At 44.3% G+C, this 21,468-nt stretch carries 20 protein-coding genes; 16 read left to right on the forward strand and 4 right to left on the reverse strand.

Annotated features, from left to right (window positions below; genetic code table 11):
- The first annotated feature begins 3 nt into the window (after nt 1-3).
- The 8 genes from AC0YOD_RS01065 to AC0YOD_RS01100 all read left to right on the forward strand — a co-directional run bounded on the left by AC0YOD_RS01065 (nt 4) and on the right by AC0YOD_RS01100 (nt 5,386).
- Entirely contained in the window at nt 4-786 is a 783-nt protein-coding gene (locus tag AC0YOD_RS01065; RefSeq protein ID WP_475797398.1) for an ABC transporter permease, read from the forward strand.
- Nucleotides 787-913: 127 nt separating this feature from the next.
- Nucleotides 914-1,822 carry an HPr(Ser) kinase/phosphatase gene (gene hprK / locus AC0YOD_RS01070; protein WP_475797399.1) on the forward strand — a complete coding sequence of 303 codons (909 nt, stop codon included), beginning with the start codon at nt 914-916 and terminating at the stop codon, nt 1,820-1,822.
- Nucleotides 1,823-1,937: 115 nt separating this feature from the next.
- Nucleotides 1,938-2,390: a GyrI-like domain-containing protein gene (locus AC0YOD_RS01075; protein WP_475797400.1), complete on the forward strand. Its 453-nt coding sequence runs from the start codon at nt 1,938-1,940 to the stop codon at nt 2,388-2,390.
- Between the two features lie 310 nt (nt 2,391-2,700).
- Entirely contained in the window at nt 2,701-3,039 is a 339-nt protein-coding gene (locus AC0YOD_RS01080; RefSeq protein WP_475797401.1) for a ribonuclease E inhibitor RraB, read from the forward strand.
- Between the two features lie 49 nt (nt 3,040-3,088).
- Nucleotides 3,089-3,829 (forward strand): spermidine synthase, encoded by a 741-nt coding sequence (locus AC0YOD_RS01085; RefSeq protein ID WP_475797402.1) that lies wholly within the window; start codon nt 3,089-3,091, stop codon nt 3,827-3,829.
- 28 nt (nt 3,830-3,857) lie between these two features.
- Nucleotides 3,858-4,337 carry a hypothetical protein gene (locus AC0YOD_RS01090; protein ID WP_475797403.1) on the forward strand — a complete coding sequence of 160 codons (480 nt, stop codon included), beginning with the start codon at nt 3,858-3,860 and terminating at the stop codon, nt 4,335-4,337.
- Nucleotides 4,334-5,125 carry a PhzF family phenazine biosynthesis protein gene (locus tag AC0YOD_RS01095; protein WP_475797404.1) on the forward strand — a complete coding sequence of 264 codons (792 nt, stop codon included), beginning with the start codon at nt 4,334-4,336 and terminating at the stop codon, nt 5,123-5,125. Before AC0YOD_RS01090 ends, AC0YOD_RS01095 begins: the two co-directional genes overlap by 4 nt.
- Nucleotides 5,126-5,131: 6 nt before the next feature.
- Nucleotides 5,132-5,386, forward strand: coding sequence for a DUF2164 domain-containing protein (locus tag AC0YOD_RS01100; protein WP_475797405.1), 255 nt, complete (start codon nt 5,132-5,134; stop codon nt 5,384-5,386).
- A 114-nt stretch (nt 5,387-5,500) separates the two neighbouring features.
- On the opposite strand, the gene AC0YOD_RS01105 is transcribed toward AC0YOD_RS01100, so the two are convergent.
- The gene (locus AC0YOD_RS01105) at nt 5,501-6,664 is read right to left on the reverse strand and encodes a GGDEF domain-containing protein (protein ID WP_475797406.1); all 1,164 of its coding nucleotides are present in this window, start codon (nt 6,662-6,664) and stop codon (nt 5,501-5,503) included.
- Nucleotides 6,665-6,787: 123 nt separating this feature from the next.
- Here AC0YOD_RS01105 and AC0YOD_RS01110 point away from each other — a divergent pair, with 123 nt between their 5' ends.
- The 3 genes from AC0YOD_RS01110 (at nt 6,788) to AC0YOD_RS01120 (ending at nt 12,893) form a co-directional block, all read left to right on the forward strand.
- Nucleotides 6,788-7,918, forward strand: a complete 1,131-nt coding sequence (locus AC0YOD_RS01110) for a glycosyltransferase family 4 protein (RefSeq protein ID WP_475797407.1) — start codon at nt 6,788-6,790, stop codon at nt 7,916-7,918.
- Between the two features lie 33 nt (nt 7,919-7,951).
- A complete protein-coding gene (locus AC0YOD_RS01115; protein ID WP_475797408.1) occupies nt 7,952-9,238 on the forward strand; it encodes a metallophosphoesterase family protein in 1,287 nt (428 codons plus the stop codon).
- 250 nt (nt 9,239-9,488) lie between these two features.
- Nucleotides 9,489-12,893: an AAA family ATPase gene (locus AC0YOD_RS01120; RefSeq protein ID WP_475797409.1), complete on the forward strand. Its 3,405-nt coding sequence runs from the start codon at nt 9,489-9,491 to the stop codon at nt 12,891-12,893.
- Nucleotides 12,894-12,961: 68 nt separating this feature from the next.
- Here the strand turns inward: AC0YOD_RS01120 and AC0YOD_RS01125 are convergent, their stop codons facing one another.
- A complete protein-coding gene (locus AC0YOD_RS01125; RefSeq protein WP_475797410.1) occupies nt 12,962-14,002 on the reverse strand; it encodes a YkvI family membrane protein in 1,041 nt (346 codons plus the stop codon).
- 120 nt (nt 14,003-14,122) lie between these two features.
- Here AC0YOD_RS01125 and AC0YOD_RS01130 point away from each other — a divergent pair, with 120 nt between their 5' ends.
- Nucleotides 14,123-15,412 (forward strand): ArsB/NhaD family transporter, encoded by a 1,290-nt coding sequence (locus AC0YOD_RS01130; protein ID WP_475797411.1) that lies wholly within the window; start codon nt 14,123-14,125, stop codon nt 15,410-15,412.
- A 4-nt stretch (nt 15,413-15,416) separates the two neighbouring features.
- Here AC0YOD_RS01130 and AC0YOD_RS01135 read toward each other — a convergent pair whose 3' ends face one another.
- Entirely contained in the window at nt 15,417-16,136 is a 720-nt protein-coding gene (locus AC0YOD_RS01135) for a hypothetical protein (RefSeq protein ID WP_475797412.1), read from the reverse strand.
- Nucleotides 16,137-16,371: 235 nt separating this feature from the next.
- Between AC0YOD_RS01135 and AC0YOD_RS01140 the strand changes: the two genes are divergently transcribed.
- From AC0YOD_RS01140 to AC0YOD_RS01155, 4 genes are all read left to right on the forward strand, one after another.
- On the forward strand, nt 16,372-16,941 hold the full coding sequence (locus AC0YOD_RS01140) for a xanthine phosphoribosyltransferase (RefSeq protein WP_475797413.1): 570 nt from the start codon (nt 16,372-16,374) through the stop codon (nt 16,939-16,941).
- An 82-nt stretch (nt 16,942-17,023) separates the two neighbouring features.
- Nucleotides 17,024-17,344, forward strand: coding sequence for a hypothetical protein (locus AC0YOD_RS01145; protein ID WP_475797414.1), 321 nt, complete (start codon nt 17,024-17,026; stop codon nt 17,342-17,344).
- A 116-nt stretch (nt 17,345-17,460) separates the two neighbouring features.
- Nucleotides 17,461-17,685: a hypothetical protein gene (locus AC0YOD_RS01150; protein ID WP_475797415.1), complete on the forward strand. Its 225-nt coding sequence runs from the start codon at nt 17,461-17,463 to the stop codon at nt 17,683-17,685.
- Nucleotides 17,686-17,838: 153 nt separating this feature from the next.
- Complete coding sequence (locus AC0YOD_RS01155; protein ID WP_475797416.1) at nt 17,839-18,939, forward strand: acyltransferase family protein; 1,101 nt, start codon at nt 17,839-17,841, stop codon at nt 18,937-18,939.
- Nucleotides 18,940-19,061: 122 nt separating this feature from the next.
- Here the strand turns inward: AC0YOD_RS01155 and AC0YOD_RS01160 are convergent, their stop codons facing one another.
- Nucleotides 19,062-21,188 carry a fibronectin type III domain-containing protein gene (locus tag AC0YOD_RS01160; protein ID WP_475797417.1) on the reverse strand — a complete coding sequence of 709 codons (2,127 nt, stop codon included), beginning with the start codon at nt 21,186-21,188 and terminating at the stop codon, nt 19,062-19,064.
- Between the last annotated feature and the right edge of the window lie 280 nt (nt 21,189-21,468).

Here is a 21,468-nt window from a genome sequence, read left to right on the forward strand (position 1 = left end):
GGAATGAAGCTTTATTGGAAATACATCGTCATTTTATTCAAATCGCAAATGCAGTATCTGACTTCATTTTGGCTTCTTTCATTTGGTCAGTTTCTCGTTCCATTTTCGGTATTCGCCGGTTTATATTTTATGTTTGAACGCTTTGGACAGATTAAGGGCTGGGAATTTCAAGAGGTGGCACTCTGCTTCTCCATTATTCACATGGCTTTTGCAATAAGCGAATGCTTTGTTCGGGGGTTTGATTCTTTTTCCAGTATGGTGGTTAATGGAGAATTCGACCGCGTATTGGTACGGCCAAGGAGCACGATCATTCAGGTACTGGGTTCCAAGTTCGAATTCACCCGCGTCGGCAGACTGGCGCAAAGCGCATTGGTCTTAACATGGGCTATCAGTCAGCTTTCTATTGATTGGACGCTCCCTAAAGTCATTACGCTAATCTTTATGGTTCTAAGCGGGGTTTTCATTTTTTCAGGTATATTCATGCTCGCGGCAACGATGTGCTTTTGGACGATTCAAGGCCTTGAGGTCGCTAATATTTTCACGGATGGAGGGAAAGAGATGGCCCAGTATCCGCTTGATATTTATCAGAAATGGGTAAAACGATTCTTTACCTTCATCATCCCATTTGGATGCGTCAACTATTTGCCACTGTTGTATATTTTGGACAAAACAACTGGGAATGAACTGGCTTACATGCTGGCTCCTGCTGCTGGCATCTTGTTTATTGTACCTTGCCTGCTCCTATGGAGAGTAGGCGTTCGCCATTATCGATCAACTGGCTCTTAACACATGACGAGCAACGAACAAAAGGATGACGATTTGGTTACAAGAGCAGGGAAAGGCTAGGCGCTGTTGAATAATACCTCTAAAATGTATGGTAAATGTTATTCAGAATAAAAGGAGGTGCCGTACCTTGAAATCGGTAGAAGTAAGAGAGCTTGCAGAAAAATTATCGCTAGAGGTGCTGGCGGGCGCAGATAAGCTGGATCGTAAAATAGTTAAGGCTCGCGCATATCGCCCTGGGCTTGAGTTTGTTGGTTATTTTGACTTTTTTCCACAGGAGCATGTGCAAATTTTAGGGAAGAAGGAAATTAACTATTTGCATACGTTGACGGAGGAGCAAAGAAATCATCATATTGGCAATATCGTAAAATATCATCCACCATGCTTTGTCGTCACCTCCGATCAAGAGGGACTCAAATATTTGACTAAATATTGTGAGGAAGAGGGCATTCCTCTTCTTCGCACTAAAGTCTTGACTGCCCCTTTCCTAGGCATGCTGGATGCTTTCCTGCTAAAAGCACTTGCTCCGGAAATATCCGTTCACGGCGTTTGCTTAAATGTGTCGGGTATCGGTATTCTGCTGCGCGGCAAATCTGGAGTAGGCAAGAGCGAGACGGCTCATACGCTGATCCATAGAGGCCATCGCTTAGTAGCGGATGACATCGTTGTGTTGAAAAAGCTAAGCTCTCAAACGTTGCTTGGTACACATAATGAGAAAACAAAAGAATTTCTTGCCCTTCGCAGTGTTGGTCTTGTAAATGTTGTTCGTTTATACGGAAGAAAAGCGTTCCAGGATGAGACGCGCATTGTGCTTGATATTGAGCTGACCAAATGGCGTGAGAATGAGCTTAACAATGAATTGGAACTGGAGCCGAGCTTCACAGAATATATGGATGTGAAAATTCCGCATATCGAAATTCAACTGCAGCCAGGAAGGGATGTAGCGGGATTAATTGAAGCAGCTGCAAATAACTGGTATCTCAAGCAGCAGGGATATAGTGCTGTTGAAGAATTTATGAAGCGATTGGAAATGGACTAATGATATCGTATGAAAATGTAAACGACTACCATATGACAATAAAACATGATACACTATTGTAAGATCAAGCTCATCCCAGCGCAAAAGTCCTGACAGATTAGAAGGAGGAAATCGCGTGGAAAATTGCTCAATCGTAACAAAGCCTGCGCTCCATTTAGTAGGACTTAGCTACTGCGGTCCATATTCAACATTTCCAGATGAGGCCATTCGCTTGCAAACGGAATTTTTAAGACGTAAGCATGAGCTGAATGACGCAGCAAAATCAACTGTACTATACAGTCCTTATTTCGGAAATGAAGTGTTTGCGACTTATTGGGCTTGTTATGAAGTGCAGCATTTGGAAGAGGTTCCGCCAGGTATGGTGCAGTTTACTATACCGGAGCATCGTTATGCGATGGTTGCCTGCTCAAATAAACGGATCGGCGAGGGCTATGAGCAGCTGCATACGTGGATAAATGAGATGCGGCTAGAGAAACAGGAAAGTGCAGTATCGCTAGAATTATTTTATATTGACGAGCATCATTTGGAGGAAGAGCCGGTCGAACTGCTTATTCCACTCAAAGATTAACTTATATGAAGTGCTTGCGCGCAGACGAAACGGGCTAATGATTGACCATCATTCATTCCGGTTCGTTTTGCGAGGGCAGGTTCTTTTTTTTTCGTTTTGATCTATAAAAACGAGAGGTTAGTGGATGATTAGTAAGCTTCCAATATCTTTGCTGATGACCCAAGCAGTTTATTTTACAATTTTGCTTACATGGATTTTTTCGATCGGAATAATTTTGTGATTGAGTAAGGGACATCAAAAGTTTGGCTAAACGACTAGAGCGTATGAAATAGATGACTCGTAATAATGAGAAGGAGAATAGGATTACTTTATGAATAAACTAATTCTAGTCTGCTTATTCATTCTATTAAATGGTTGCTCTTACACTTCTCCTGTACTGCAACATAAGGGTGACAATAAAATAGTCATTGAGCAGTATTTTCATTCTGAGCAGGAAGATAGTCTTAGGAGCCTATCCCAAAAGCTATCTCAAATCGGATATGAGATCAATGATTTTAGATCCTTCGAATTAGAAGGGGAAATAGAATGGTATTTCTACTCCTCAAAACAAATAACTGAAGATGAAATTAATGCCGAGGATACTAAAAGTGAAAAGTATGCAGGTGAGTTTGAAGTACGCTATGATGGTCATGGCTTTATGCTGGACTAACGAACGCTTATAATATAAGGAATACATTGAATTGAAGGGGAACTAGGAATTGCAGCAGCTAGCTAGAGCGTTTAACATGAATCAAGAAATTAGCGTTTATGAAGCGAATCAGTTATATGGGCAAATTGGAAAGTATCGATTTCTGCAGTTTTCAGAGAATGCGATTCAAGGCGCCATTGACTTGAAGGATCCAAAGCGCGTAGTGCTAGAATATCCTAGAGCCATTATACATTTGTTGGAGACTAACGATCCGTCGTTCGAAAATGCTTTTATTATCGGGCATGGAATTGGAACCATAGCAGGTCATTATCCTGAGAAATCAGTTAAGGTTGCCGAAATCAACGAGACGGTTGTGGAGCTAAGCAGGAAGTTTTTTAATTATCGCAAGGATAATGTAGTCATTGGAGATGGGCGTGAGATTCTTCAAAATGAGGAAGCGGATGCTTATGATTATATTATTTTGGACGCGTTCACCAAAGAAGGCACTCCCTTTCATCTGACAACGCTTGAATTTTTCAAAATGACCTATGACAAACTAAACCCTCGCGGATCGATGATTATGAATCTGATGGGAAAAGTCAAAAATGATCCATTTTTAGATGCGATACATACGACCTTCGATGAAGTCTACCCTTTCTCAAAAGCTTTTGTGCTTCCTACGGAGGATGCAACTGACATTCGTAATATCATCGTAATGGGAAGCAATAAACCTATTGAATTTAAACCGCGGGCTATGGCAGGCTTTATGGAGATTCATTTAGGGCAAGGACATATTTTAATGGACAAATGAGGCATTACCATGGATAAGGGGAACAGCGATGGAATGGGGCAAAAGGGGATATCTTGAATCGCAAAGGACGTTCATTGCATTGCTGGGAAGAGGGGGATTAGCGGGTCTTGTGAGCGGAGTCGTACTTGGATTCTTAATGAAGCTCATTCAGCATCTGACCGGATCAGCAGTATATGTGCTGCTTCTCAACGTAGATTTTATAAAATGGTTGCCCAGTGACATGCCAGAATGGGTCGAGTTTATGCTGCATTTGAGCGTCTCTTTGCCGCTTGGTATTATTTATTTGTCGCTCTTAAGGCTTTGGGATTCACCTTTGCGTCTCAGTCTCCTATTAAGCTTTGCGGTTGCCTGCTGCACGTGGATACCGCTTACCCAGCTCTCAGAGCAGACACCATCCATCGATGATTTTGAAGCTTTAATAGGGTGGATAATCGGGCATCTTATCTATGGCTTGATATTGTCCTTGTTTGGATATAATCAAGTGAAAAAAAGGAGTTTACAGTTATGAGTTATCCTATTTATATGGTCGATGCATTTACAAATACAAGATTTAAAGGCAATCCCGCAGCGGTCTGCTTGCTCGATGCTCCTCAGAGTGAAGGATGGATGCAGGACGTCGCTGCTGAAATGAATCAGTCGGAGACGGCATTTTTATCGCCTAACAATGAGGGTTATGATCTGCGCTGGTTTACACCCACAATAGAAATGGATTTATGTGGACATGCCACGCTAGCGTCGGCTCATGTCTTGTGGGAAATAGGGAAGCTGGCCAAAGAAGATGCAGGAACATTTATGACGAAAAGCGGTTTGTTGACGACAAAGATTACTGGAGATTGGATTGAAATGGATTTCCCTTCTGAGCCAGCTGAAGCAACGATCGCGCCAGAGGAGCTTATACAGGGGCTTGGACTTATTCCGCGCTTTGTTGGGCGCAATCGGATGGATTATTTCGTTGAGATAGATAGTGAGGAAACGATCCGAACACTAAAACCAGATTTCGGTATGTTGGCAAAAATACCTGCTCGCGGCGTAATTGTTACGAGCAAGGCAACCCATCCTGATTTTGATTTTGTATCTCGAGCATTTTATCCAGGGACAGGCATTGATGAGGATCCCGTTACCGGTTCGGCACATTGCGCGCTTGCACCTTATTGGGCTAAACGGCTAAGAAGAGACGAGCTAGTGGGCTACCAAGCATCAGCACGAGGCGGCGTCGTAAAGGTGAAAGCAGCCGGTGAACGGGTTTATTTATATGGACAAGCAGTGACTATACTTAAAGGACAATTGGAGGGTTAATGAATCATGATAATGATGAAACTGCCTAAGGAACAAAAGGATGAGCTAGTGGAACGTGTGCAAGCTTTTTTCGAGCTGGAGCGTTCGGAGACAATCGGATCTATTGCTGCGGAGCAGCTGCTTGATTTTATGATAAAAGAAATAGGACCTCATCTATACAATCATGCGATTAAGGATGCACGTAAAACGGTAGTTGAACGAATGCAAACGATGGAGGATGAACTGTACGCGCTGGAAAAACCGATAACGGTAAAGCGGTAATAGTATCAAGTAAAAGGTATGAGGAAGTAAAAGAGAAGGACTGTCCATCGGGTTTTGAACCTGATTGGACAGCCCTTCTCTTTCTTTGTTACAGCCTTATTATGTATCCCATTGCTAGTGTTTTGAGGATGATATGGATTTGAACGCGGTCACTTTGTTTTTGCCATGTGTCTTGGAGAAATACATGGCTTCGTCGGATTGCTTAATCAACTCATGCACATCCTTGCTCTCTTTGGATGTACTGAAACCAACGCTAATGGTAACCATTGTCTCAAGCTCGACTCTTTTCCGAATGGATTCAGCAACAAGCTCCGGCTTGACGCGCTCCGTTCCGATGCAGGCGAGAAGTTCTTCTCCGCCGTAACGTCCTGCAGAGCCGATGCCGCTTGATTCTTCCTTCATGATTTCAGCGACCTGCTTCAGTACAACGTCGGCTTTGTCATGTCCATGGGTATCGTTTAATTTCTTAAAGTTATCAATGTCGCAGAAAAGAATCGCCATTGGTTTGTTTTTGAGCATTAATTGCTGTGCTTTCAGGTTGAAATGTCGGCGATTATACAGTCCTGTTAAGCCATCCATAATCGACGAATGATAGGTAAGAATAAGACGTTCGATGACCCATTCGAATAAAAGAATAAATAATAACGTGTAGTAGATAATGGGCAAAAGCTGAGTAAGCATGACCAACCACATGAGCGAGCCTTGAAAAACATAGGCATTTGCCAACCGAGCAAGCTCACTGGCGAAAAAGACGATTAAGCTCGCATAATACTTCGAATTCATCTCTGCGCTTCTCGTACCAAGCAGGATCATGAAGATGACGACTAGTCCATAAAAATCGAGTGCTGGAAACGTAAAGACGTAGGAATCCAATTCGGTATCCATTGTAAAAGGCGTAATGACAAACTGAACGCCGGCGATAACGAAAGTCAACAGTCCAATCACAATAAAAGGTGCCTTTTTAAGCTGGGCGGAACGATGTGTATATAATTTCATGAAAACAAAGTTTATAATAATAAATGAGATGATCTGAAGCACAGCGAAAGACAAATAAAGCCACGGGGATAGAGACCAGCCCGGATAGGCAAGTAAAACGAGCAAGCATTGTTTCGCAATGATAAGCGGAATCGTCGTGATCAGCAAGCGATAAATATGTTTATTGCGGTAGCTGACGTAAAGCTTGACCGACATAAAGAGCATTAAGACGAGAATGACGATAACAGCCGATGATGAGAAGAGCTGGCCATTAGGGCCAGAGAGCCAGTGCGCAATTGACATTTGTTAACCACCAGTTATGTAGGATTATTATAGTAGCTTTACAGAAACATATGTTCTAATATATCATATTTTACGATGTGTGAACAGATATGACATAAGCTTTACATCGAAGGGATGAAACATATGAACATTTTACAAGCACTGTTTTTTCCACCAGAGCAGCCGGGCGGAGTATCCTCCATGATCCCGTATATACAAGAAAGATTCTTGAAAATCGGATGGCAAATGGAGCTATTTTCGTTGCCTAAGCGAGTTAGAGGCAAAGGTCAAGAAGAGGTTGTGTTCGAAACCTTTGATCATACCATTTACAGCGGAAATGCCATTATAGATAAATATATGCAAACCTATAAGGACTACGTATGGTGGACAAAATTGCGAATCAAAAAGCCATACGATATCATCCATGCGCATCATCCCATAGCCGCGCTTGTTATGAAGCAGCTATATCCTGAAACACCGCTTATTGTAACGATTCATTCCAGCTATGAGCGTGAGCTTATTTTAAACGGAAAAATAGAAGAAGACGGACCGGAGCACCGTTTTCTCATGAGTATTTATGGAGAGCTGGAAGCGAAGGCAGATCAAATGTTGACCGTCTCTGAATCCTTCCGTTCTTATATCGGTCCATATGTTAAAAAACCTGAGCTTATGAAGGTCATTCCGAATGGATTTGATGAAAAACGGTTTAAACCGATCGCGCATGAAAATGCAGTTACACAGCTCATTACGGTATGCAGACTCGTTCCAGCAAAAGGGCTGGATATCCTGCTAAGGGCATGTGCGGTGCTCAAACAGAAGGGTCATCCTTTTGTTCTTCATATTATTGGAGATGGACCGATTCGTGAGGAGCTGGAGAAGCTTGCGGTAGAGCTCGACTTGTATGACGATATTATTTTTTATGGCTATATGCTGCATCCGGAGGAGTTCATGCCGTTCTTTGATGTGTTCGTTCTTCCTTCCCGTGCAGAAGCATTCGGCTCTGTTTTCGCTGAAGCGGCATTATGCTGGCTGGCTCTTGTTGGTACGAATGTAGGCGGTATCGCTGAGCAAATTGATGATGGCGTTAATGGCTTGCTCGTTCCTCCGGAGGACCCAGAAGCACTAGCCGAAGCGCTTGAAAAAGTGCTGACAGATCCAGACTACCGCTATCACCTCGCGCGGGCAGGCTGGGATAAAGCGAAGAAGGTTTATTCCCTTCAACGTGTTATTGCGCAGCTGAAGAAGGTATACATCAGTATGAAGCCGGCGGAGTAAAGGCTCCAATATTATTGGATAGGTGGGAATAAAATGTCGGTGCCTTTTCGATTCATTCATGCTGCGGACTTGCATTTGGATAGCCCGTTTCGAGGACTAGCGAAGGCTCCAGAAGGGGTTCGAGATGCCTTGACGGATTCGACCTTTGCTGCAGTTCGGCATTTGACCGAAACAGCCATTCGGGAGAAAGTGGACTTTATTGTGCTGGCGGGTGATCTATTCGATGAATCGGATCGCTCGCTTCGCGCGCAGCTTATGCTCGTTCGCGAATGGGAGAAGCTTGATGAGCATGGCATAGCTGTTTTTGTTATTCATGGGAATCATGATCCTCTGAATGGAGCGCGTGCTGTCTTAAAGCTTCCACCAAATGTATATGTTTTTGGAGCGGATGGGATGGAATATCGGCCGGCTTATCGCAAAAGCGGTGAGCTGGCTGCTTTTGTTTATGGTATATCCTATGGTACGAGGATTGTAACTGAAAATGTAGCTGCAACCTATGAGATTCAACCAGAAGCGCCATTTCATATTGCCATGCTTCACGGAAATGTTGATGGCGATGCTACACATGACCCCTATGCACCCTGTACACTGGATGAGCTTATTTCAGGCAAGGGCTTTCACTATTGGGCGCTTGGGCATATTCATGGTCGCAGAGTGCTGCATCAATATCCGCATGTGGTCTATTCCGGCAATACGCAAGGCAGAAATCCGCGTGAAATAGGAGCAAAAGGTTGTTATCTCATAGACGTGAATGCTAATCATGCAGTGGAATTAACCTTCAAACCGCTGGACGTGGTGCGTTGGGTGGAGCATACCTATTCAATTGCTGATGCGAGCACGGAGCAGGAGCTTCTCCAGCAGCTTGATTCTTTAGTGGATCAGCTGCTAACGGAAGCGGATGGCCGCTCGATTATGCTTCGTATCCATTTGTCGGGGCGCGGCCCGCTGCATGGAAAGCTGTCTGATTCACTCATTATTCGAACGCTGCATCAACAGCTTGGGGAGAACAGGCCGATAACAGCCGGTGAGCCATGGGCATATGTGTACGGACTTGAAGTGAATACAGGCGCTTCCCTTAATTGGGACGAGCTGGCGATTGAAGATAGCTTTGCAGGTGAGCTTTACCGATTGAGCGAAAGGCTTGGTGAGGATACCCAGCAGTGGCGTGATTTTGCGAAAGATGCGGTAAGCTCGCTGTCTGGTCACAACAAGTTAGGCAAGCTCATGCGTGACAAGTGGGAGGAGCTTCCTGAGAGCTGGCTTGAGCAAGCAAGAGAGCTGACGCTTGGGTCAATTTCAGAAAATGATGGTGAAAGTTAATGGTTACAAAATTCGGTAGAAACCAAGCTTATGCTTACGAAGTAGGTTTTCTACGAAATTTTAAGCTTGGCTTATAAAATTTTGGTAGAAAACCAAGCTTATGCTTACGATGTAGGTTTTCTACGAAATTTTAAGCTTAGCTTATAAAATTTTGGTAGAAAACCAAGCTTATGCTTACGAAGTAGGTTTTCTACGAAATTTTAAGCTTAGCTTATAAAATTTTGGTAGAAAACCTTTAGGAGGGACAATCATGAAGCTTTTGAAGGCTGAGATTGATGGGTTTGGCCAGCTATATGGACGAAGCTTGGAGCTGGATGCCGCTGTCATCATTGTTTACGGCCCAAATGAAGCGGGAAAAAGCACAATGTTTGGCTTTATTCGGTCGATGCTGTACGGCTTCTCCAAGCGGGGACAAGCCTCGGAACGACAAGAGCCGGTAAACGGCGGCAAGCATGGAGGCAGATTGTTTTGGAGTGATAGAGACGGTGAGAAGTTTGTGCTTGAACGCTATTCAGCCGACAGCTCTGGCAAGCTGAAATTGCGAGCTCTTGGAAAAAGTACGAGCGTAACGTCAGGTATGATCGGAGCCTCAAACGAGGAACCTGTGAATGCGGGTTTGATAGAGGGCGCTGTTCTTCTGCAATCGGACTGGGAAAGACATTTCCTTGGGGGTATAAGTGAACGGCTGTATCGTCAGCTATTTGCGGTTACGCTTACAGAGCTTCAGGAGGTTGGAGCATTGTCAGGCGATGAGCTTGGACGTTATCTGTATCAAGCAGGCTGGGATAGCGGCAAGTCTATAGCAGTGGCAGAGAAACGGCTGTCTCAGGAAATGGACTCCTTATTTAAGCCTCGCGGTACCAATCAACAAATCAACCAAAGTCTTAAAACGCTGGATCAGCTTGAGGCCGAGCTGCGAAAGCGTGTCGATTCGATTGCTTCCTATAACGAGCTGACACAACGGGTAGAAGTGCTGGATGCTTCATTAATTCGCCTGGAAGCTGAGCTTCCGCGTAAGGAAGCTGCACATTTGCTATTGAACAAGGCCTGTGCGGTAAGGCCGTTATGGATGCGTAAGCAAAAGCTGCTTATAGAGCGTGAAGGCTATGCACATGCGACTATGCTCTCGCCGCAGGCGGAGCGAAGCTGGGAGCAGCTGCTGAGGCAGCGCTCCGAACGACGCGAGGAAGCTGAGAAATATCGTCAGAAAGCTTTGCTGCTGGAGCTGCAGCTCGATGTTATCAGCTTTGATGAAAGACTTATTCATATTGCTGATGAGGCCGAGGCTTTGGTGCAAAGGTCTGATAGTATGACCAAGCTGAAGGGCGATTGCGCTGAGCTGGAAGTGGAGCTGCGCGAGCATGATGATGCTATTGCGCGCTTAGTAAGCAGCATTGCGCCGGAATGGTCCGAACGTCAGCTTCGAGCGTTTCATGTGACGATTGCTGATCGTGATCTAGTAAGAAGCACGCGGCAGGCGGAGATTGATAGATCCCGAGTGGAGGAGCGCTTGGCGGCAGAGCTTGAGACATTGCGGCAGCAGGAGCGGGAGGCGACTGGAGCTTGGGAGGAAGCGGAGTCGGCAGTGCGACGCGACCAGAATCAGCGCGAGGCAGATAGCGGCGAGAGCTTTGCGCTGTTGCCGCGCAACCGTGCGGCGCTGATGGCGGCGTGGAACGCCGTTGACAGCGCACTTCGCGAGTGGGAGCTCGAGCGGGTGCGTACTGCCGCCGCCGCGGGTGCGAGCGGAAGCGAGGAGGCAGGCCTCGGTGCGGCAGCTGCGGGCCGAGGCGGAGCCGGTCCGTTATGGGCTGCAGCGGCAGCAGCGGGCGGAGCTGCTCTGGCGCTTGGCGCGGCTGCGCTTAGCGGCATTGCCGCGGGCGAAGCAGCCGGCGGAGCCGGCATGGCTGCGCTGGCGCTGGCGGGAGCCGCGCTGGCAGTTGCTGTAGCTGCGGTGATGCGAAGCCGCAGCGTTGGAAGTGCCGCGCTGGGCGGAAGCCGCGGGGCTGGGGTTTCCGCCGGTCGAGCAGAGGGCGAGAGCGGGCGGGCTTGGTCGCCCGAAGAGGACGGAGGACGAATGCGGGGGCGTGGAAGAAGCAGCTTTAGCGGTTCCGCTGGAAATGGCAGAGCTGATGAATCGCTGCTTAGTCAGCGAGAGCAAAGCATACATAAAGCGCTGGCATCGATGGTACGCGAACCAGCCGAGGCCGCTGCATCGTTGCTCGCAGCGAAGCACCACAGCTCGCCTGAGCATTTGCTCGCTGCTGAACAGGCGCGCGCCCAGCTGCGCGCCGCAGTGGAAGCCCGTCTCGAGGCGCTGCAACAAAGCGCGCGCCTCATCGACAATGCAACTGAGCTCGCGAGCCGCCTTGACAGGCTCCGCGCACTCACCGAAGAGCGCAGCCAAGCGGCAGCCGCCGCTGCGCAAACCAAAGAAGCCGCCGCCGAGCAGTGGGCCGGCTGGCTTGCAGCTCGCGCATTGCCGGCGGGCATGTCGCCGTCAGCTGCGCTCGAAGCGTTCGAGCTTGCCGAGCAAGCAGTGCAGCGGCTGCAGCAGTACGACCGGCTCACGGCGAAGAAAGCCGCCGCAGAGCAAGTACTGGCAGCATTCGCTGCGCAAGCTGCCGAAATATGCGGGCATTTCAAGGAAGCAGAAAATCAGCTCGCGGCTGACGCTTCGCTCGCTTTACGGCTGCTGCATGCCGAGACACGCCGGCATGCAGCAGCGAAGCAAGAGGCGCAGGCTATTGAAGCGCAACGTGCGGAACAGCTTGTAGCCCTGCAAGCAACAGAAATGGGACTCAAAGAGCTGCAAGACAGCATCACCGAGCAAATGGCTGCAGCTGGCATCCAATATGAGTTAGATTATGAGGCTGCACTTCAGCAACGGGTGCGCTTGCAGGAACTGGATCTAGATCTGTCCAAGCTGGAGCTTGAAATAACAGCAGGCATGTCGGCTGATCGAGTGGCAGAGCTGGAGATGCTATATGGCATGTATGATGAGGAGCAGCTTCAAGCGCTGCAAGCAGAATCAAGCGTCGAGCTGGATAAGCTTGAGAAGCAGAAGCGCGAAGACCTTGAGCAGCGGGGACGCTTGCGTCAGTCGATTGAGCATCTGTTGAAGGAGGACGAGCAGCATAAGCTGCTAACGGAGAAAGAAATGACGGTAGCACAGTTGGAGGCAGATGCCGAGCGATATGCGGTATTGGCGATTAGTGCTGCTTTGATTCGCCGTACGAAGCGGATATACGAGGAGGAGCGTCAGCCAGTCGTGTTGCGAAATGCTTCCAGATACATTGCCATGCTCACCAATGGCAAATATACGCGAATTCTGACTACACCAGGCGAGTCTGCTATTCGATTGGAATCGTCGGATCATCGCTTAATCGAGAGTACGCTGTTAAGCCGAGGAACGGCAGAGCAAGTGTATCTGGCCATGCGATTTGCATTGGCGGAGGAAGCGGCGCATGGAGCAAAGCTGCCGCTTATGCTGGATGATGTCTTCGTTAACTTTGACCGTGGACGTCTGCATGCCGTAACGCAGCTGCTTGCGGATATGTCGCATGAGCGGCAAATCATAGTGATGACCTGTCATGAGCATGTTCGAGACGCAATGCTGGAGCATTGTAAGGACGCTGTGCTCGTCCAGATCTAAATGAATATATTTCGTAGCTCTTTTTGTTAATTGTTATCTTTGTTCTGATTACACGCAAGGTCCAGCAATTATTCTCTTGCCACCTTCTTGCGGATGATTAAGACTAACCAACCGAAGCTGATCAAGCCGAATATCGGATAAAGAGTAGACAGAAGAGTTCCGAAGCCGAGTTGACTGGCTACGTAACAAATAGCGAGAATGAGCATAACAATCAGGCTCCGAGCCCATTTCAAACGTTCATGGAGTTGAAGCGTTAGACCGTAAATATCGGCAATAAGTGTTGTGAATATTTCTGCAAAAATAATAAAGATATAAAGGAATTGAATGGTCGGTCCAAGCTGCATGGCAATGCCGCCCATTGGGATTGAAAACTGCTGAATGCCCGGCATATGAACAGATAATGCGATATGCCCGGCCAGCAGCATGAAGCCAATTCCGATGCCGCCAACCCAAGAACCGGCAATAATTGTTTTACGGTCACGAATTTCTGCACCAAGCGGGACGAGAACGGCTTGTGACATTGATAGATTAAAAGCTGTATATAAAAATGGGGAAGCCCATGCTGCCCAAATGGAATGATCGCTCGTTAATGTCAAAAACTTGCCAGAGCCTGGTGAGCGAAGCGTATCGACGATGATGATAATAGTGAACAGCAGCATGATGGGAACAACAATCGAGTTAACCGTCAAAATAGCTTTCATTCCTTTGCGCAGCAAAAAATAACAAGCCACTATCGTAATTAGCAGTCCAGATTGATATGAAATACTCCAATGCTCGTAAAAAATGGTTCCTGCACCAGCCAGCATGACGGCTGTGACGCCAAGCAGAACGATGATCATGAAATGGCTAACGATTCTTCCATATTTTTCACCAAAAAGGACTTTATTGAGATCCTCATAGGATTTAGCGCGTATTTGACTTGAAATGAGCATCATTTTGGTGCCAAGCCATATAAACAAGACCGTAGATATACCAATTGTAATGCTTCCCCAATAACCGTATTTAGTGAAAAACTGAAGTATCTCTTGGCCAGATGCAAATCCGGCTCCTACTATCGTTCCTATGTAGGTCGCTGCAATTTGCAGCACTTTTCCTGTACGTTTCCACATTATCAACAGTCCTCCGTTCGATCATCCTTCTTTAAGAAGGTATGTCCAAATGGGGACAGGCATGACTTTTTTCAAAATAATAGCCTTTAAGATCACCAGTCATCGTAAGGAGACCGAAACATGTCTATGCTTATTACGATTGTCGTATTCATTCTCACATTAGCGACAATTATTATAAAACCGAAAAGGTTAAATGAAGCCTTTATCGCTCTAGCAGGAGCGGGGCTGCTATTCGCTGCACAACTAATAAAACCAGAGAATGCCGCCTATATTTGGGGCTTTGTATGGAATGCAACCTTCTCATTAATCGGGATTATGATTTTTACAGTTCTACTTCATCAAAATGGTTTTTTTCGTTGGGCGGCTCTCCATATCGTTCATCGCTTTCATCAGAGGCAGCTGCTGCTCTTCATCGGCTTGTCGTTGCTTGCAGCACTTATTACGGTGTTTTTTAACAATGATGGCACTGTCCTTATCATGGTTCCGATTGTTCTTGAGGTGACGGCACTCCTTAAAATGACTAGAAAAGGCAGAATCATTTTTTTGCTGGGCGTGGGATTTATGGCAGATACCGCAAGTGCGCCGTTAATGATGAGTAATCTAACGAATATTTTAACAGCTGATTTCTTTCATCTTTCATTTAGTGAATATGCATCACGAATGCTGTTGCCGGGAATAATGGCAATTGCCGCGACCATTTTTGTTATGGTTCTCTATTTCCGTAAAACCATCAAAAAGGAAGAAAGCCTGAAGCTTGCACCAGAGAAATTTCCGGAACCGTCTTCGGCTATTCAACATAAAAAACTATTTAAGTATTCTTGGATTACGATCATTCTAATGATTGTTGGCTATTTAGGTTCGGAGAAGTTAGGAATTCCGGTGGCAGTAGTTGCAGTAGGTTGCGCTGCGATACAGTGGATGATATCAGCTGCAGCGAGCTGTGCTCCGTTTAAGGAAACGGTCATGCGAGCGCCTTGGCTTATAATTGTATTTGCCTTATCCATGAATCTTATCGTATACAGCATGCATGTTCACGGGGCATCTGCATGGTTGCCTACTGTTATTGAAGCTGTAGTAAGTACGAATGAATTCATTGGTATTATGGGATCAGGACTAGTATTCTCTCTGCTTGCGGCACTTATGAACAACTTACCAGCTGTACTTATCTCTTCTTTAGCTATTGATGAAGTTGCAGGACCACATTATTTGCCATTCGCCAGCTTGCTAGGCACCACAATTGGGGCAAAGCTTACGCCGATAGGCTCACTTGCTACCTTGCTTTGGATACAGCTTGTACGACAAGGCGGCATAAGGTTTAGCTGGCGAGAATATACGAAGTATGGACTGCTCTTGACGCTGCCTATTTTATTCCTATCATTAGTTGGATTATGGTTCCTTGATTGGTCATGATGGATTACGAAATGGAGAGAAGCTTTATAGATACGACTGAATTTTGTTCGGGGTCCAAATCCAGTTTGAGCAGCGCACCGACCGCTTCGTAGATTAGCAAATAGGTGGTTTGCTTCTCAGGCTTGCCAAGTTTTTTGAGGGCAGCTTCTGGCGTATCCCCAATCTTCAATCCACTCAGTCCGGTAGAAATGCTCTTATCGTATATTTCTATGAATTCAACCTTTTGTTTGCCATTAATCCCAATAGCAAAGCCTTCATACTCATTCACTTGAATGCGATCGGTTTCAATTTCTAAATCATAGGTATCACTTGATTCTCCAAATAGCTTAGTAACCTTGGTTTTGCTGTCACCAATCGCTAATCCGTATAGCTTCGGCTTTGCGGCAGTCCACACGGAATCATTGCTTTCCGTTTTTACGGGGGCTTTTGAGCTGTCATCGTTATTGCGAATAGTGGAGGTTTCGGCATACCCATCAGTCGTTGTATCGACTGTATTGCGATGCGGTTCTTCTGATTGCAGATCTTGATCTTCCAGTTCGGAATAGTTTTTTTGCAGACTATCCGTTTCATTTTCAGATTTAGGCAGGCTAGGTGGAACAGATTGATTTGTTGGACTCACGGAAGGCGCCGGCACTGCACTCTGACAGCTTGCAAGCAGAATGACTAGCGCTGAAGCGGCAGTCAGCAATGCTGCTCTTGATGCAGCGTTTCTTGTTACAGTCATTATTCATACTCCTTTCAATTTGTTTATATAAAAGTTAACGGTATTTATCGCTTTATTTAGTAGATTAGACGTAAAAAACAAGGGAAAGGTTTCTTTTTATTACCTAATAATTGAATTTATACCTAAGAAATACTATCTGATGTGGGTGTTTAAAAAGGAACCTCCCATATAGGTTGCGCTTTTTGCCTCACCTATGGTACGTTAACGAAAAGGATTTTGGTGGAGGTTATGAAAGATGGAAAGCTTAAAACAACGTATATTAGCGGAATCGTCCATATTATCGAGCAATGTGCTGCGAATGGACGCTTTGATCAACCACCAGGTCGACCCTGAATTGACAATGGAAATGGGACAAGAATTTGCAAAACGCTTTGCTGAAGAGAAGATTACGAAAGTGATTACGGTAGAATCCTCTGGAATTCCAGCAGCCTTTGCTACTGCGCTAGTACTAGGTGTACCGCTCGTATTCGCTCGTCGCAAAAAAACGTTAATTGCAGATCCGGATGTCTACTCGGAACGAGTGCCTTCTTTTACAAAAGGAATCGTTACCGATATTATGGTATCAAAGCAATTTCTGACACAAGAGGACAGGGTACTATTTATTGATGATATCATTGCAAACGGCGATGCTGCTCGCGGGCTTATCAAAATCATTCAACAGTCAGGCGCAGCCTTGGTTGGTCTCGGCGTAGTAGTCGAAAAATCATTCCAAGCAGGCGGTAGAACGTTGCGGGAACAAGGTATTCGCGTTGAGCCGCTGGTACGTATTTCGTCACTGGATAACGGTGAAATTAAATTTGAGTAATAAGTTCCAGTACGATTGCCCTTTTCCCATCTGAAAATATCGCTTATAATAATACAGTAGTAATCGAGGGGAGGCACAAGTTATGGGGGAAATGTCTGCAGAGTTTATGTATGAGAAACTAAGTGACGCTAAGGTTCATTTCGAACGTGCACTAGATTGCAAACATACGGAATTTGATGATTTGTATCCTTATATGATTGAGCATCCGCAGTTTTTTTGGTACAAACGTTATGTAGCTTGGTCTGAGCTATTGACGATTGTGAAGCTGTGCGACGAATTATCTATTGAATGGCGCGAACAATTCACGGACCGCCAAAGCGAATATATTGGTAAAAGAGTAATGTCCTCGCGAGTATTGGATGAGTGGTATGAAACCAATGATGCGAAAGAGCATGCAGGCTAAAGGAATTTATCCTAGTCTGAGATTGAATATGAAATAAACCTCAATGCATTGCGTGAGCAATCATTGAGGTTTTTCAATTACGGTAACCAATCTATGAAGAGGGAGGGGGAAATCAATTGGTTAGTGAAGAGCAGCTAGACCAGTTTCGCATAAAAGGCGAGCCCGTAAGAGTTGTGCGGGATGAAATGGAACAAAATGATGTGGTTGGCATTGTCGTAGCATGGGACGAGTCCTCTGTTGTTATTCGTCGTCCAAATCGCAGAGTGGTGAAGCTTAGCCGTATTTACACCTATGCGCTGGCGTCAGAGGAACGAGGCAAGCCATTTGAGGATATTACATAGAGATTAATAAATTTACATGCAAAATTCAGTTGAAAGCTTCTGTCTCGAATGGGACAGGAGCTTTTTTTATTGAAAAAGAAATGGAAATCTAATGGGATAACGGGTATTCTTAAAAAAGAATATTTTAGACTCTATTAAGAACAAGAGAGGAAGGTGTTTGAACTGGAATTATCCAAGCAAGATACTAAAAATTTAAAAGGGGTTGCAATTTTATTTATGGTTTTACTCCATCTCTTTGCTACCAAGAATGCAGATGGTATGTTTGAAACGGCACCAATGATTAACGGAGTACCGTTCGTATACTACATAGGTTTATTAGGAGATGCGTGCAGACCCATATATATGTTTGTAACCGGCTATGCCTTTTATGTGGTGATTCAAAAATCTAGTCAGTATATTTTTTTGAAAAATCTTAAACGCATATTAAAGCTTTATGTAAACTACTGGATCGTGTTTGCAATATTTGTACCGCTGGGTCTTATTTTTCAAAATGAAAATGGATTTGATTTTCATAGATCAAGATTCTTTATGGATATTTTAGGGTTTCAAAATACGTATAACGGCTCATGGTGGTTTTTCCGCATTTATATTATTTTTGTGCTATTTTCTCCATTGTTAATAAGGATAATAAGAAGAATTAATTCCGTTGCCTTACTCGCTGCTTCAGTTATTATATATGTTTTTTCTCATATGCAAAGGTACAATGAGATTATAAATTTTGGTGATCACGCTGTAATGGATTACTTTGTAACATTAGGGTATCTGTTAGGCACATCATTGTTGTCATTTGTAATTGGTGCTCTTTTTGCCAAAGAAAAATTATATACGAACATTTACAATCGATTTTATGGATTACGCCTTAAAAATACGATTTGCAGTATCGGTATTTTGAGCTTAATTGTTCTGCATGGTTTGATAGAGTCTTCCATCCTAGCACCATTTAATGCAGTCTTGTTTATTTGCTTCTTTCTGTTAATGAACAAGAGTAAAGCGATACTTAAGGCATTGGATTTTATAAGCAACCATTCCACAAATATTTGGCTGACTCATATGTTTTTCTATTTAACTATATTCCCAAAACTGACCTTTGCCCCATACCAGCCACTATTTATATTTGTATGGTTAATTATTTTATGCTTAGGCGCATCATATATGATCAAGATGTTCACCAATCCGCTTTTTAAGCTAGTAGATCAGAAAATAAATGGTTCCATAGAATGGAAAAGAAAATCCTTTAACAATCAACGAATCTGAAACGAAAACATCGTATTTTTAGAAAAAGGGCTAGTAACTAGCCCTTTTTCTATTGCTGAAAGGTTTCAAAGCGATATTTAAAGAGCTCAATGACTTTTTATGAGGCCTTCGAAATCGAAAAACTAAATGCTGACCGCCTGATAAATCGCGTTTGTGATGGTGTCTATGGTATTCGATATAGTTGACTCTGAAAGGCTTAGCAATTTAATTTGTCTAATAGCCTCTTGACCCGAATTTATTAATTCCAGAAGCAATAATGTTCGTTCATCGTACGTAGTCGCGACGTTAAGTTTATTTTGTACTTCACTCCATTTGTCTTGGAAAGCATACATTATATTCTTTGAAATAACATTTGGGTCTATATCAGAGACTATGGTGACTTCTTTCTGGAAAATGACTTTATTCCCTCCACTTATGGGATTGACGAGGACAGCTTGAATGATTGCCGTTGCTGTATACACCTCTTCAGGAATGGATACGACACCATCTGATGTGATATTGAAAGTTGAGCTTCCGGAGACCTTCTCCCATATTATCGCTTGCGAAGGAATATCAATGGAAGCAAGGTTCAAGCTGTAATTGTGCTGATTGCCTTCACTGTTAACTTTAACTGACGCTTGCGACATGAAACGGATATAAGCAACTGTTAATGAATCAATGGCTGCTTCATCATGTTTTAATTTCTTTTGGAAATTAAGAAATGTCGATAGAACATCATTTGCAGTGACATTAAGATTTCTCATGATCGAGCTAATTTTGTAATAGCTTGTTTGATTAAGCTGAGTAGTTATTGCTTTCATCAGGGCTTCTGTCATTTTCTGATTATCGACTAGATGATCCATCATTTCACTGGGCGACAATTGTGAGAGATAATAGAGAGTTTGACCTTCGATACCTCTAAGATTACTGCCATCCCCGAAAGCGAACGAAAGAATATCCTCCATCGTCAGGCTCTTTTCTCCAGCTGCCGCTGCTAACGTGTTCAAAGTCTCCACAAATTCGTGATCAGATAATAGAGCTTCTAGCCCAGAATCCTGTTGATAGAGTGAGAGCGAACCAATCGATAACATCAAATGAAACAGTTTCGTTTTCAACTGATCCTGATCAACTGATGCGGGCAGCTTAAGTTTGATTTTGTTCCAAATGGGATCAATCAAGGACTTATCCGTTACCTCATCTAATGAGGACAATTCAGCTGTAAACCTGCGAACATTCTCTACATCTGCAGGATCACCTGCGAAAAGGGAGGCAGTTAGTTTATTTCTTCGTTCTATAATTGGCGATCCCTCCTCGTATTTTACTGTAAAGCTGCTGTTGTATCGCGATTTATTTCCATCATTATCCGTGACAAGAATCAGAATGGAATGAATTCCGTTTGGCAATCTAGGAGCAAGCGCAGTAAGTGTCTCAGTTGCTTCGTCATAACTGAATGGCACAACCCTATCGTCGACACCGACCATACTCATGAGTGGGTTAATACCTGAGTCCCTATCATATACATTTGCGGTGATTATGGGCCAGGCCGTCGTTAATTCATCGCCATCAGCAGGAGATACAGACTCAATAATCGGGTTAATACGATCCTGAGGGAATGTTGACACCGAGATGGCAGGACCATCCGTGGTCCAACTTCCGTCAGAGCGTTCAGCTTCCACCTTAAAGGAATATGGTGTATTTGGAGTCAGATCTGTTGCATCATAGGAGGTTGTAGTACCATCTACACTTGCAATCAGTATGCCATTGCCAAATATTCTGTAACTTAAGCTCTCACTAGCAGGCATCCAGGATAAATGGAGTGAATTCGCTTCGATATTTGTTGCTTCCAAGATACTGTCCCTCCATACCGTGAGCTGAACATTGAAAGTACTCTTGTACGCCTCCAATAAATTCATATCATGGTCTAACACATGAATACTTAGGGAATGGTTACCGCTTTGCAAATTAGAGCAATACGTAAAGACCATACCATGCTGAAAATTGACTTGCATCGGGTCTATCAGTTGGTCATCGATCATGATCATAATTGAGCTCGTATCTGCTTGTGGAATCCCTAGTGCAAAGCTTACGAGTGTAAAGTTCTCGGTAATCACAGCGCCATCCACCGGACTCACTTTACCAATAATGCTTGATGAATCAGCTGATACTGGGGTGACTCGGTTCTCTTCCGCATAGGTAATCGGGGGAACTAAAAGTAAGAACAATAAGACTAAAATGAGCAATTTCGGTATTCTTAATCCAAATGAGTTCATAAATTCCTCCTTATTCTTCCCTATTAATTATTCATTTCGTGTAATAATATACCATCTAAGTTCGCGATTTGAATATTATTTTTTTCTGAAAAGAAGTTGTCCTTTTCCAATGCTTGAGAAGATTATGATGACTGGTTTTGAAACCTAATGGAATCTAGCTCTGCCGCTGTTCTTGTTTAGCTGAAAAGGCTTGACATGAAACACATCCATAAAATAACATTTATTGCATAAAATTTATTATTTAAGGATATGTGCTGAAATATCTACTCATTTCATTGAT

The sequence above is a fragment of the Paenibacillus sp. J31P13 genome, assembly GCF_056269295.1.